Source organism: Pseudomonas sp. FP1762 (assembly GCF_030687105.1).
Lineage (GTDB): Bacteria > Pseudomonadota > Gammaproteobacteria > Pseudomonadales > Pseudomonadaceae > Aquipseudomonas > Aquipseudomonas siliginis.
Genome location: NZ_CP117458.1, coordinates 5831762 through 5843851, shown reverse-complemented (window position 1 = coordinate 5843851; position 12090 = coordinate 5831762). Strand labels below are relative to the sequence as shown.

Sequence of the window (12090 nt, the reverse complement as noted above, 5' to 3'; positions counted from 1 at the left end):
TATAACCAGCTCTGTAGGAACGATCCTGCACAAACTGCGACGGTGCTCACACTTGGCCGTATTGCTGCCCATGCCGCAGCCAACGGTCAAGCAATGGGCTGACGTGGGTCGGCCAGCGCTCCAGCAAAGCCTGGGCGGCATCGCGCACGGCGGGCAATAAATCGGCGTCGCGCATCAGGTCGGCGACCTTGAATTGCAGCAGGCCGGTCTGGCGGGTGCCGAGCATTTCCCCGGGGCCGCGCAGTTCGAGGTCCTTTTCGGCGATAACGAAACCGTCGTTGGTCTCGCGCATGATGCCCAGGCGCTGGCGACCGATCTGCGACAGCGGCGGATGGTAGAGCAGTACGCAATGGCTGGCGGCGCTGCCCCGGCCGACGCGACCACGCAACTGGTGCAACTGTGCGAGACCAAGGCGTTCAGGGTTTTCGATGATCATCAGACTGGCGTTGGGCACGTCGACGCCGACTTCGATCACCGTGGTCGCGACCAGCAGTTGCAGGTTGCCGGCCTTGAACTCGGCCATGACGGCGGCTTTCTCTACCGGTTTCATGCGCCCGTGAATCAGCCCGACTTTCAATTCGCCGAGGGCGGCAGTGAGGTCTTCGAACGTGGTTTCGGCGGCCTGGCAGGTCAGCTCTTCGGACTCCTCGATCAACGTGCACACCCAATAGGCCTGACGCCCCTCGGCACAGGCGCTGCGCACCCGTTCGATGACTTCGACGCGGCGGGTGTCGGTGACCAGCACGGTGTTGACCGGGGTACGCCCGGGCGGCAATTCATCGAGGATCGAGGTGTCGAGGTCGGCGTAGGCGCTCATCGCCAGCGTCCGTGGAATCGGTGTGGCGGTCATGATCAGTTGGTGCGGGCACATGCGCCCGCCGACGCCTTTCTGCCGCAGTGCCAGACGCTGTTGCACGCCGAAGCGGTGCTGTTCGTCGATGATCACCAGTGCGAGGTTCTTGAACTGCACTTCGTCCTGGAACAGCGCGTGGGTGCCGACCACCATTGGTGTTCCGCTGGCGATCTGCTCCAGCGCGGCGACGCGGTTTTTGCCTTTGAGCTTGCCGGCCAGCCACGCGACTTCAATGCCAAGCGGTTCGAGCCAGCGCTTGAAGGTGATGAAGTGTTGTTCGGCGAGGATCTCGGTCGGCGCCATCAATGCAACCTGGTAACCGGCCTCCAGCGCTTGCAGTGCGGCGAGGGCGGCAACCACGGTCTTCCCCGCGCCAACGTCACCCTGAATCAGGCGCAACATCGGTTCGTGCTGACTGAGGTCGTAGGCGATTTCGTTGCCGACGCGCTGTTGCGCGCCGGTCGGGTTGAAGCCGAGGTTTTTCAGATATTTCGGTGGCAGCTTTGTGGCTTTCGGCATCGCCGGCGCGCGCAGTGAACGCATGCTTTCGCGCAGACGCTGTTGCGACAGTTGATGCGTGAGCAGTTCTTCGAAAGCCAGGCGATGCTGCGCCCAGTGATGGCCAAGGGCGAGTTCATCGACGTCGGCATCGGCGGGCGGGTTGTGCAGGTAACGGATCGCGTCGGCCAGCGGCGCCAGTTGGTAGTCGCGGGCCAGTTCGGTCGGCAGCCAGTCCGGCAGGGTGCTCGGCTTGAGCAGCGTCAAGGTCTGCATGCACAACTGGCGCAGGCGCTGCTGGGTCAGCCCTTCGGTGAGCGGGTAGACCGGGGTCAGGGTTTCATCCACTGGCGGCGGTTCGTCGCCGGTGATGGCGCGGTATTCGGGGTGGTAGATTTCCAGGCCTGAGGCGCCGGGCCGGGCTTCACCGTAGCAGCGAACCCGCGTGCCACGCTTGAGGCCTTCTTTCTGCGCATTGCTGAAATGGTAGAAGCGCAGGCTCAGCCCGCCGGTGCCGTCCTGCAAGCGCACGACCAGACTGCGGCGGCGACCCATGACCACGTCGGCACCGCTGACGGTGCCTTCGACCACGGCGTCCTGCCCCGGTCGCAATGCGCCGATCGGCACCACGCGGGTGCGATCCTGATAACGCAGCGGCAAGTGGAAGAGCACGTCCTGCAGATTCTCGAGGCCGACCTTAGCCAGTTTCTCGGCCATGGCTTCGCCGACACCCTTGAGTGCCGTCACCGACACTTGCGACAGCTCCGTCATGACGCTCGCTTAACCGGCCGTGACCGGCGCCGCTGGCTTGGCCACCGAGCACAGGCGAATGGAGTCGGCGAGGATCTCGATGGCTTTCGGCCGTGGGAAGCTGGCGCGCCAGGCGATCGCCACGGTGCGGAACGGCACCGGCGCGGTCAGTGGACGCACTTCGATCACGCCGGGGGCGTAGTGATGGCTGTCCACCGCCGACAGCGGCAGGATCGAGATGCCCAGGCCGGACGCGACCATGTGGCGAATGGTTTCCAGCGAGCTGGATTCTACCGTGGTGTGCTTGGCGCCGTCGTTGCCCTTGGTCAGGGTCGGGCAGGCTTCGAGCACCTGATCGCGGAAACAGTGACCTTCACCGAGCAGCAGCAGGCTCTTGTCGTTGAGCAGGCCGGCGTCGATGGATTCTTTCTTGGTCCACGGATGCTGGGCCGGCATGAGCACGTAGAACGGCTCGTCGTAAAGCGGCAGGGTCAGCACGTCGGCTTCATTGAACGGCAGGGCGATGATGATCGCGTCGAGCTCGCCGTTGCGCAGTTTGTCGCGCAGCACGTGGGTAAAGTTTTCTTCGATGTACAACGGCATCTGCGGGGCGACCCGGTGCAGTTGTGGAATCAGATGCGGGAACAGGTACGGGCCGACGGTGTAGATGGCGCCGACTTTCAGCGGTGCGGTCAGCTGGTTCTTGCCGGCTTGGGCCAGTTCGCGGATGCCTTGGGCTTGTTCCAGGACTTTCTGCGCCTGGGCGACGATGCCTTCGCCGACCGGGGTCAGGCGCACGGCGCTTTTGCTGCGCTCGAAAATCAGCACACCGAGTTCGTCTTCAAGTTTTTTCACGCCCACCGACAGCGTCGGCTGACTGACGTGGCAACGCTCGGCGGCATGGCCGAAGTGCTGCTCTTGGGCGAGGGTAACGATGTAGCGTAATTCTGTGAGGGTCATAGCAAGCGTCCATGAAGATGCGCGCCAAGCATACCGGCTGCAATCGATAGACGCACGTTATCAGACTGCGGGCTGAGTGCGACACCGGTCGAGGTCGGTTTGCCGCTGGCAGATATGCAAAAGGCACCTTTCGGTGCCTCTTGGCTTGGTTCTCTCGGCTAGCGGAGAACCTTGTGGGAGCTGGCAAGCCAGCTCCCACAGGTATTGCGGTGTTGCTTAGCGGCGGCGTTCGAGCGAATAAACAAACGGCGCAACAATTTCGATCGAGCCGTTGTTGAGCATGTCGGCCGGCGGCTTGGGCAGCGGTTGTGCGCGGCGGATCATGTCCAGGGTGGCCCGGTCCAGATCAGCGTTGCCAGAGCGGCCCACCAGTTCGAACGACAGCACATTACCTTCGCCATCAACCACGAAGCGCAGACGATTCAAGCCTTCTTTGCCCCGCGACTGCGCACTCTGCGGGTACTTTTTGTACTTCTGCAAATGCGCGAGCAGGGTACCTTGCCAACTGGCCTTGGCTGCCAACTGAGCCGGCGACGGACCTGGTGCGGGCTGGGCGGATTTCTCCGTTGGCGCCTGAGTCGGTTGAGTATCGGCCGGTTTCTCCTCGGAAGGTTTTTCCTTCGGCGGATCAGGCAGCTTCTTCTCCACCGGCTTTGGCGGTTTCGGCTTGGGCTTAGGCTTGGGTTTGGGTACCGCGATTTCCGCTTTCGGTGCTTCAGCCAGTTTCGGGATCGGCAACTCTTCAACCGGAGCCGGTGGCTGCGGCGGTGTGACGACTTTCGGCGGAGCCGGCGGTGGCGGGGCAGGCAACGGGGCCAGCTCGACCATCATTGCCTGCGGCGGCAATTCGATGGGCGGGCGGGCGGTCCAGTTCAGCGCCAGCGCGATGGCCAGCGCGTGCACGCCCAGCACCACGGCCAGGCTACCGCTGTAACGCGTCAGCTTATGGCGCGTCGTGATCATTTCTTGGCTGCCGTCTCAAGTCCGACCAGACCGACCTTCAGGTAACCGGCGGCGCGCAGGCTGTCCATCACGCTCATCAGGTCGCCGTAATCCACGCCTTTGTCGGCCTGGAAGAAGATGGTGGTGTCTTTCTTGCCCTGGGTCTTGGCGTCGAGGGTGGCGCCGAGGGTTTCGGCTTTCACTTCGTCGTCACCGAGGAACAGGCGCTGGTCCGCTTTCACACTGAGGAACACCGGTTTCTCTGGCCGCGGCGCCGGTTTGGCGGTCGAGGCCGGCAGGTCGACTTTGATGTCCACAGTGGCCAACGGCGCGGCCACCATGAATATGATCAACAGCACCAGCATCACGTCGATGAACGGCGTGACGTTGATTTCGTGGTTCTCGGCCAGATCGTCGTCTGCGCCTTCTTTCAAATGCAGGCCCATGGCCGATTACCCCACTTTAACCATGTGCGGCTGCGAGCTGCGCTCAGGCTGGTGGTCGAGATCGCGGCTGACCAGCAACAGGACTTCTGCCGAGGCATCGGAGACCTGCGCCTTGTAACCGGCGATGGAACGGGCGAAGACGTTGTAGATCACCACCGCAGGGATCGCCGCAACCAGACCCAGTGCAGTGGCCAGCAGCGCTTCAGCGATGCCCGGTGCGACAACTGCAAGGTTGGTCGTCTGGGTTTTGGCGATGCCGATGAAGGAGTTCATGATGCCCCACACGGTACCGAACAGACCTACGAACGGTGCGGTGGAACCGATGGTGGCGAGGACGCCGGTGCCGCTGCTCATGTTGCGACCGCAGGCAGCAACGAGGCGCTCGAGGCGGAAGCTGACGCGTTCCTTGATGCCTTCTTTCTCGCGGCTGTTGACCGACAGGCGCATCTCTTCAAGCGCGTCATGCACCAGCAGGTTGGCGAGGGTGCCTTCCTTGCCAGCCGTTGCGCTGGCTTCCTTGAGGGTGGTGGCTTTTTTCAGTGCAGCGATTTCGCCACGCAGACGACGCTTGGCGCCCATCAGCTCGAAGCCTTTGGCGATCCAGATAGTCCAGGTGATGATCGAAGCGATGGCCAGACCGATCATCACGATTTTCACGATGATGTCGGCGTTCTGATACATACCCCACGGCGAAAGGTCGTGGGCCATGCCCAAGGTGTTGTCGGCTTCGAGGGCTTCAGGTGCGTCGGCCGCGTCGACAGCCTGCACCGGATCGGTGGCGGCTGGTGCAGCCGGAGCGGCAGCGGGTGCGCTCTGCTCGGTGGCGGCTGGGGTGGCGGGCGCTTGAGCGTCGGCGAAGGCGGCGGTCGGTGCCAGCATCAGGCTGAGCAACAGAGCCGCGACAGCGCTCCAGGCACGAGGTCGAGTGGTTGGCGAAGCGGGAGTTTGATTACGTGTCATGCTGGCCGGACCTGAGATAGAAAAACGTTGTTGCTCTTCCAGGCCTCGTGAGGCCGAGAACAAAAGTGGCGTGCATTATTGCAAGTAATTCTTGTTAACAAAAGTAATAGAGTAACTTTTTTTCCTTCATTGCTAGCCGTTCGTCCTGTGCCAGAGCTAGTCTGTGCCTTTCTGATGGGAGTTTTCTGATGTCCGCGCCTTCTGTTTTGATTGCCGGTTGTGGTGATGTCGGCAGTCGTCTGGCCACGCAATTGCTGGCGGCTGGCTGGCAAGTTCATGGCCTGCGCCGCGACGTTTCCAAGCTGCCGGAGGGTGTCATCGGCGTCGCCGGCGACCTGTTCAGCGAAGAGTGTCCGGCGACCTGGCCGGTAGGCGCTGTCGATTATCTGGTGTATTGCGCTGCGGCCACCGATCACGACGAAGAGGGCTATCGCAAGGCCTACGTGCAGGGTTTGCAGAATGTGCTGAGCTGGCTTGGTGACTATGGGCAAGTGCCCGAGCGGCTGATCTTCGTGTCGAGCAGCAGCGTGTACGGCCAGCAGGATGGAGCATGGGTGGATGAGACCTCCGAGACGGTCGCGGCCGGTTATTCAGGTCGCTTGATGCTCGAAGCCGAGCAGGTCGCGCTCAATAGCGGCATCCCGGCAAGTGTGCTGCGGCTGACCGGCATTTACGGCCCGGGCCGCGAGTGGCTGCTGACTCAGGTGCGTCGCGGCTATCGCGTGGCTACGGAGCCACCGCTGTATGGCAATCGTATTCATGCCGATGATGCAGCGGGGCTGCTGGCGTTCTTGCTGGAAAAAGACCGCGAGGGCGTCAAGCTGGACGAGCTCTATATCGGTGTGGATGACGCGCCAGCGCCATTGGCCGAGGTGGTGGGCTGGTTGCGCGAGTACCTGGGTGTGACTGAATGGGCGGACGACGCCAGTGTGCGGCGCACCGGCAGCAAGCGTTGCAGCAATGCGCGGGCGAAAGCGTTGGGGTGGGTGCCGAAGTATCCAAGTTACCGCGAAGGCTATGCAGCGATTCTTAAAGGTAAGTGCTGAATTTTCAGCAACACAAAAACCACTGTGGGAGCGAGCCTGCTCGCGAATGCGGTATGTCAGTCATTATCAGTTCGACTGACCCACCGCGTTCGCGAGCAGGCTCGCTCCCACATTTGATCTTCTGAGGTTTCGGAAGCAGGTTACTGTTTTTCCAGCAACCACTTGCGCTCACCCGCGGCAAACTGCGGTTGCTCATCCGCCAGCGCAGCGTTGACTGCTTGCAAAATCTCCAGCTCCTTGCCCTTGCGCACAAAGATCCAGTTATTGCCCTGGCCATTGAGTTGCAGCCACATGCTGTCGTTGCCATTGCTCATGGACGCGCAATCGCCGGCCAGACACAAGGCATAACGGTCAACGCCCGGCAGGCCGGTCACCTGGCCGTCGGCCTGGAACTGCACGGTGCCGCCTTCACCCTGGCCACTGGCGATGATCCAGTTGCCGCCCAGGTATGCTGAGTAGAGCGCGCGTTCGAAGCTGGCACCGATTGGCGCGCCTTCCGGCACGGGGATCTGTGCGCGATCGAAGACTTGTTCGGGTTCGTTGTCGCTGGCAGCTTGCTGCAGGCGCCCGCCATCGCGTTTCAGTTCGCTGGCGGAGCTGCCGTAGAAATCGACTTTCCAGGCGCCGGACTCTCCGCCCAGCAGCCGTCCTTCGACGTTCTCAAAACCGTTGGTGTAGCGGGCCTGACCGGCCTTGGTGTTGACGTCCCACTCCAGATTCGGGCCGTAAGCCTGCAGCGCTTCACGCAGGGGACCGCCCTTGGCGGCGGCATCGATCGCCACCTGGTTGATCCAGGTGCCGCTGATGTCACGGTCGGCAGGGTCGCTGGCGCAGCCGCCGAGAAACAGGGCGAGCAGCGAGAGAGCTAGCGCTTTGCGCATGGTGAAATCCTTTCAAAACCTTTTCTTGCGGCAGTCGGCGCGGCGTGAAGGCCGCGCCGTGCGCATCACTCGATGACCAGAATGGCATCCATTTCAACCTGCGCACCCTTCGGCAGGGCGGCCACGCCAATGGCGGCGCGGGCAGGGTATGGCTGGTCGAAGTACTTGCCCATGATCTCGTTGACCTTGGCGAAGTGGCTCAGGTCGGTGAGGAAGATGTTCAGTTTGACGATGTCCTTGAACGAACCGCCGGCAGCTTCGGCCACGGCTTTGAGGTTCTCGAAGACCTGGACGGTCTGGGCTTCGAAGCCCTCAACCAGTTCCATGGTTTTTGGGTCCAGAGGAATCTGGCCCGACATGTACACGGTGTTGCCTGCCTTGATCGCCTGGGAGTAAGTACCGATGGCGGCCGGGGCCTTGTCGCTGGTGATGACGGTTTTGGTCATGTAGGACTCCTTGTAATAGGCAGGTTATGCGCGCATGCGGGTGATGCGGATCACCCCGGTCAAGGCGCGCAGTTTCTTGATCACGCGGGCCAGGTGCACACGGTCGTGGACGCTGACCACCAACTGCACGACGCTGATGCGACCATCGCGTTCGTCCATGCTGATTTTCTCGATATTGCCGTCGGCCGCGTTGACGCTGCTGGCCAGCAGGGCGATCAGGCCGCGCTGGTGTTCCAGCTCGACGCGCAACTCGACGTTGAATTCGCCGGTGACATCCTTGGCCCACGAGAGCTGGATGCATTTTTCCGGGTTGTGCCTGATTTCGCTGATGTTGCGGCAGTTATCCAGGTGCACGACCATGCCTTTGCCCGCCGACAGATGTCCGACAATCGGGTCGCCGGGGATCGGTGTACAGCACTTGGCGTAGCTGAGCACCAGGCCTTCGGTGCCGCGAATCGCCAGCGGACCTTCCGGGCTCGGCAGCTGCTCGCCTTCGCCAAGCAGGCGACGGGCAACGACATAGGCCATGCGGTTGCCCAAGCCGATGTCTTCGAGCAGGTCTTCGATCAGTTCGAGGCGGTACTCGGTAAGCATTGCTTTGACGCGCTCTGCCGGAATCTTCTCCAGGGAGCTGTCGAAACCGTTGAGGACCTTGTTCAGCAGGCGTTCGCCAAGACTGATGGACTCGGAGCGGCGTTGTAGCTTCAGCGCATGACGAATGTGCGTACGCGCCTTGCCGGTAACGACGAAGTTGAGCCATGCCGGGTTCGGCCGGGCGCCGGGAGCGCTGACGATCTCGACCGTGGAGCCGCTTTGCAGCGGTTCGGACAGCGGCGCGAGACGACGATTGATGCGGCAGGCGATGCAGCTGTTGCCGACATCGGTGTGCACTGCGTAGGCAAAGTCGACCGCCGTGGAGCCTTTTGGCAGCTCCATGATCCGGCCTTTGGGCGTGAACACGTAAACCTCGTCCGGGAACAGGTCGATCTTCACGCTTTCGATGAATTCCAGCGAGTTGCCGGCACGTTGTTGCATTTCCAGCACGCCTTTGACCCACTGGCGAGCGCGGGCGTGCGTGCCTTTCGGTTGCTCGTCACCGCTGGATTTGTACAGCCAATGGGCGGCGATGCCGTTGTTGGCCATTTCTTCCATTTCGCGGGTGCGGATCTGGATCTCGATCGGTACACCGTGCATGCCGAACAACGTGGTGTGCAGCGACTGATAGCCGTTGGCCTTGGGGATCGCGATGTAATCCTTGAAGCGCCCTGGCAACGGTTTGTACAAATTATGCACAGCACCCAATACGCGGTAGCAGGTATCGACCTTGTCGACGATGATCCGGAACGCGTAAACGTCCATGATTTCGTTGAAGGCCCGACGCTTGCCGCGCATTTTCTTGTAGATGCCGTAGAGGTGTTTCTGCCGACCGCTGACTTCGCCCTGGATGCCGTCGATGGCGAGGCAATGGCCGAGGGACTCTTCGATCTTGTTGACGATTTCCTTGCGGTTGCCCCGGGCGCGCTTGACCGCCTGGTAGATCCGCGCGGAACGCATCGGGTGCATGGCCTTGAAGCCGAGGTCTTCGAATTCGATGCGGATCGCGTGCATGCCCAGCCGGTTGGCGATGGGTGCGTAGATCTCGAGGGTTTCCTTGGCGATACGCCGGCGTTTTTCGCCGGACAGCACTTCCAGCGTGCGCATGTTGTGCAGACGGTCGGCGAGCTTGACCAGGATCACCCGGATGTCGCGCGCCATGGCCATGGCCATTTTCTGGAAGTTTTCAGCCTGTGCTTCGGCCTTGGTCTCGAAGTTCATCTGGGTCAGTTTGCTGACCCCGTCGACCAGTTCGGCCACGGTTTCACCAAACTGCGCTTGCAGCGCTTCCTTGGCGATACCGGTGTCTTCGATCACGTCATGCAGCATCGCGGCCATCAGGCTCTGATGGTCCATGTGCATGTCGGCAAGTATATTGGCCACGGCAAGAGGATGCGTGACGTACGCCTCACCACTGCGACGGCGTTGACCGTCATGGGCTTGTTCGGCGTAGAAATACGCTCGGCGGACCAGGTTGACCTGGTCATTGCCGAGGTAGGTCGATAAGCGATCGGCGAGGGCGTCTATGCTCGGCATGATGAATCCTGCCGAAAGCTGTGACCCCGCGCCGTGCTACGTCGACCAGGCATAGGCTTAGACGGCCTCGTTCGACTCGTCCTCGAACGCTGCGAACAGCGGTTCATCCTGGACGATTTCCTGCTCGGCGATGAACTCGTAGCTCATCAGGCCTTCAGCAATTTCACGCAGCGCGACAACGGTCGGCTTGTCGTTTTCCCACTGCACCAATGGCTCTTTGCCGCCGGTGGCCAGTTGACGGGCACGCTTGGTAGAGAGCATGACCAGCTCAAAGCGGTTTTCCACGTGTTCTAGGCAGTCTTCAACGGTTACGCGGGCCATGGTATTCCTCGGAGCGAATGCAATATGCGCGCTGCCCGGTTGGGCGAGCGGACTGAGCAGTTTAAAAAATCACCAGCGATTAGGGAAGCGCTGATTTTTTGACCAGACCCTTCAACGCGCTGCAAGCACCAATGTAAAGCGCTTGCAGGCATTTTGGGAAGTGCTGTTTTAGCCGAGCAACTCAGCCAGCAATTTGCCGAAACGCACTTGCTGGCGTTTCTGTTGCAGCTGATTGGCGCGGAAAATCGCTTTCAGATCGTCCAGCGCGTGGGCGAAATCGTCGTTGATGATCAGGTAATCGTAATCGACGTAATGGCTCATCTCGCTGACCGCTTCGCGCATGCGGCCGTCGATGATCTCGTCGCTGTCCTGGCCGCGGTTGGTCAGGCGCTGGTGCAGGGCTTGCAGCGATGGCGGCAGGATGAAGATCGAGCGTGCTTGCGGCATCAGCTTGCGCACTTGCTCGGCGCCTTGCCAGTCGATTTCCAGAATCAGGTCGTGACCTTCGTCCAGCGTCTGCTGCAGGCGGCTTTGCGAGGTGCCGTAGAAGTTGCCGAAGACCTCGGCGCGTTCAAGAAAGTCGCCGTGCTCGCCCATCTTCACGAACTCTTCGCGGGTCACGAAATGGTAGTTCACGCCATCCACTTCGCCCGGGCGCATGGCGCGGGTGGTGTGCGAGACCGAAACGCGGATCTCCGGGTCGGCGTCGGTCAACGCCTTGACCAGACTGCTCTTGCCCGCGCCCGATGGCGCGGAAATGATGTACAGGGTGCCGGTGTGTTGGGTCATGTCAGGGTAGCCTTACTCAATATTCTGCACTTGTTCGCGCATCTGCTCGATCAACACCTTGAGGTTGACGGCGGCCTGGGTGCTGCGCGGGTCGAAGGCTTTGGAGCCCAATGTGTTGGCCTCGCGGTTGAGCTCCTGCATCAGGAAGTCCAGACGCCGCCCGGCGGCACCACCGGACTTGAGCACCCGGCGGACTTCGATGATGTGAGTGCTCAGGCGATCCAGTTCTTCGGCCACGTCGCTTTTTTGCGCGAGGATGACCATTTCCTGTTCCAGGCGCTGCGGGTCGAGCTCAGCCTTCATGTCGGCGAAGCGGTCGAGAACCTTCTGGCGCTGGGTGGCGAGCATCTGCGGCACCAGTTCACGCAGGGTCACCACGTCTTCTTCGATGGAAGTCAGGCGGTCGTTGATCAAGCGAGCCAGCTCCGCGCCTTCGCGCTCGCGACCAGCCTTCAGATCCTTCAAGCCCTGATTGAACAGCGCCAGCGCTTCGGCGTTCAGCGCTTGCGGGTCGGTCGCATCGGCCACCAGCACGCCGGGCCAGGCCAGCACTTCCAGCGGATTCAGCGCAGCAGGATTCTTGATCAGCCCGGCAACGGTTTCCGCAGCGGCCACCAGTTGTGCGGCGCGTTCGCGGTCCACTTGCAGCGGTTTGCCGGTGCTTTCTTCGGTGAAGCGCAGCGTGCATTCCAGTTTGCCCCGCGACAGGCCCTGACGCAGTGCTTCACGCACGGCGCCTTCGAGGTCGCGAAACGATTCGGGCAAGCGCAGGTGCGGTTCCAGATAGCGGCTGTTGACCGAGCGCAGTTCCCAGCTCAGGGTGCCCTGAACGCCGGCTTTCTCGACGCGGGCGAAGGCGGTCATGCTGTGCACCATGGCGGTGACCTCGCAATGCAGATCGGCGCGAAACGCTGTTTCGCAGGCGCGATTTCAATGAATTTAAGCCGACTGGCAGCAAAGGCGCAGGATTGTAGCGCAGTGCGGCGAATGCGCCCAAACACACGGTGTGACAAAGCGCTGCAGCCCGTCGGTTATGCGCGCTCGAGGGGCTTCGGTCGTCGGCCGGCG

The 12090-nt window shown here is 61.7% G+C and carries 12 protein-coding genes; 1 reads left to right on the top strand and 11 read right to left on the bottom strand.

All coding sequences use genetic code 11. From position 1 onward, the window contains the following. Positions 1–46 precede the first annotated feature (46 nt). The 5 genes from recG to exbB form a co-directional block, all read right to left on the bottom strand. Positions 47–2122 (bottom strand): ATP-dependent DNA helicase RecG, encoded by a 2076-nt coding sequence (gene recG, locus PSH90_RS26290; RefSeq protein ID WP_041476627.1) that lies wholly within the window; start codon positions 2120–2122, stop codon positions 47–49. Between the two features lie 9 nt (positions 2123–2131). Continuing rightward, positions 2132–3061 (bottom strand): hydrogen peroxide-inducible genes activator, encoded by a 930-nt coding sequence (locus PSH90_RS26285; protein WP_024014805.1) that lies wholly within the window; start codon positions 3059–3061, stop codon positions 2132–2134. Between the two features lie 216 nt (positions 3062–3277). Then, the gene (locus PSH90_RS26280; RefSeq protein WP_041476628.1) at positions 3278–4024 is read right to left on the bottom strand and encodes an energy transducer TonB; all 747 of its coding nucleotides are present in this window, start codon (positions 4022–4024) and stop codon (positions 3278–3280) included. Then, positions 4021–4449: a TonB system transport protein ExbD gene (exbD, locus tag PSH90_RS26275; protein ID WP_016772535.1), complete on the bottom strand. Its 429-nt coding sequence runs from the start codon at positions 4447–4449 to the stop codon at positions 4021–4023. The genes PSH90_RS26280 and exbD overlap by 4 nt, the downstream gene beginning before the upstream one ends. A gap of 6 nt (positions 4450–4455) precedes the next feature. After that, positions 4456–5409, bottom strand: a complete 954-nt coding sequence (exbB, locus tag PSH90_RS26270) for a tonB-system energizer ExbB (RefSeq protein ID WP_041476629.1) — start codon at positions 5407–5409, stop codon at positions 4456–4458. 188 nt (positions 5410–5597) lie between these two features. Between exbB and PSH90_RS26265 the strand changes: the two genes are divergently transcribed. Further along, complete coding sequence (locus tag PSH90_RS26265; RefSeq protein ID WP_252887012.1) at positions 5598–6455, top strand: SDR family oxidoreductase; 858 nt, start codon at positions 5598–5600, stop codon at positions 6453–6455. Between the two features lie 140 nt (positions 6456–6595). Here the strand turns inward: PSH90_RS26265 and PSH90_RS26260 are convergent, their stop codons facing one another. From PSH90_RS26260 to PSH90_RS26235, 6 genes are all read right to left on the bottom strand, one after another. Beyond that, a complete protein-coding gene (locus PSH90_RS26260; RefSeq protein WP_305381779.1) occupies positions 6596–7336 on the bottom strand; it encodes a hypothetical protein in 741 nt (246 codons plus the stop codon). Between the two features lie 65 nt (positions 7337–7401). Further along, positions 7402–7782 carry a RidA family protein gene (locus PSH90_RS26255; RefSeq protein WP_014340863.1) on the bottom strand — a complete coding sequence of 127 codons (381 nt, stop codon included), beginning with the start codon at positions 7780–7782 and terminating at the stop codon, positions 7402–7404. Between the two features lie 24 nt (positions 7783–7806). Continuing rightward, a complete protein-coding gene (gene spoT, locus PSH90_RS26250; protein WP_007920338.1) occupies positions 7807–9912 on the bottom strand; it encodes a bifunctional GTP diphosphokinase/guanosine-3',5'-bis pyrophosphate 3'-pyrophosphohydrolase in 2106 nt (701 codons plus the stop codon). 57 nt (positions 9913–9969) lie between these two features. After that, on the bottom strand, positions 9970–10233 hold the full coding sequence (gene rpoZ, locus PSH90_RS26245) for a DNA-directed RNA polymerase subunit omega (RefSeq protein ID WP_008030604.1): 264 nt from the start codon (positions 10231–10233) through the stop codon (positions 9970–9972). A 168-nt stretch (positions 10234–10401) separates the two neighbouring features. Continuing rightward, the gene (gene gmk / locus PSH90_RS26240; protein ID WP_039757364.1) at positions 10402–11022 is read right to left on the bottom strand and encodes a guanylate kinase; all 621 of its coding nucleotides are present in this window, start codon (positions 11020–11022) and stop codon (positions 10402–10404) included. 12 nt (positions 11023–11034) lie between these two features. Further along, positions 11035–11898 (bottom strand): YicC/YloC family endoribonuclease, encoded by an 864-nt coding sequence (locus tag PSH90_RS26235; RefSeq protein WP_016770639.1) that lies wholly within the window; start codon positions 11896–11898, stop codon positions 11035–11037. Between the last annotated feature and the right edge of the window lie 192 nt (positions 11899–12090).

Bases quoted from the DNA above. Each gene is read 5' to 3' on its own strand.
- gmk (WP_039757364.1), bottom strand. From the start codon at position 11,022: ATGACCCAACACACCGGCACCCTGTACATCATTTCCGCGCCATCGGGC.
- exbD (WP_016772535.1), bottom strand. From the start codon at position 4,449: ATGGGCCTGCATTTGAAAGAAGGCGCAGACGACGATCTGGCCGAGAAC.
- exbB (WP_041476629.1), bottom strand. From the start codon at position 5,409: ATGACACGTAATCAAACTCCCGCTTCGCCAACCACTCGACCTCGTGCC.
- PSH90_RS26265 (WP_252887012.1), top strand. From the start codon at position 5,598: ATGTCCGCGCCTTCTGTTTTGATTGCCGGTTGTGGTGATGTCGGCAGT.
- PSH90_RS26280 (WP_041476628.1), bottom strand. From the start codon at position 4,024: ATGATCACGACGCGCCATAAGCTGACGCGTTACAGCGGTAGCCTGGCC.
- PSH90_RS26235 (WP_016770639.1), bottom strand. From the start codon at position 11,898: ATGGTGCACAGCATGACCGCCTTCGCCCGCGTCGAGAAAGCCGGCGTT.
- spoT (WP_007920338.1), bottom strand. From the start codon at position 9,912: ATGCCGAGCATAGACGCCCTCGCCGATCGCTTATCGACCTACCTCGGC.
- PSH90_RS26260 (WP_305381779.1), bottom strand. From the start codon at position 7,336: ATGCGCAAAGCGCTAGCTCTCTCGCTGCTCGCCCTGTTTCTCGGCGGC.
- PSH90_RS26255 (WP_014340863.1), bottom strand. From the start codon at position 7,782: ATGACCAAAACCGTCATCACCAGCGACAAGGCCCCGGCCGCCATCGGT.
- PSH90_RS26285 (WP_024014805.1), bottom strand. From the start codon at position 3,061: ATGACCCTCACAGAATTACGCTACATCGTTACCCTCGCCCAAGAGCAG.
- recG (WP_041476627.1), bottom strand. From the start codon at position 2,122: ATGACGGAGCTGTCGCAAGTGTCGGTGACGGCACTCAAGGGTGTCGGC.
- rpoZ (WP_008030604.1), bottom strand. From the start codon at position 10,233: ATGGCCCGCGTAACCGTTGAAGACTGCCTAGAACACGTGGAAAACCGC.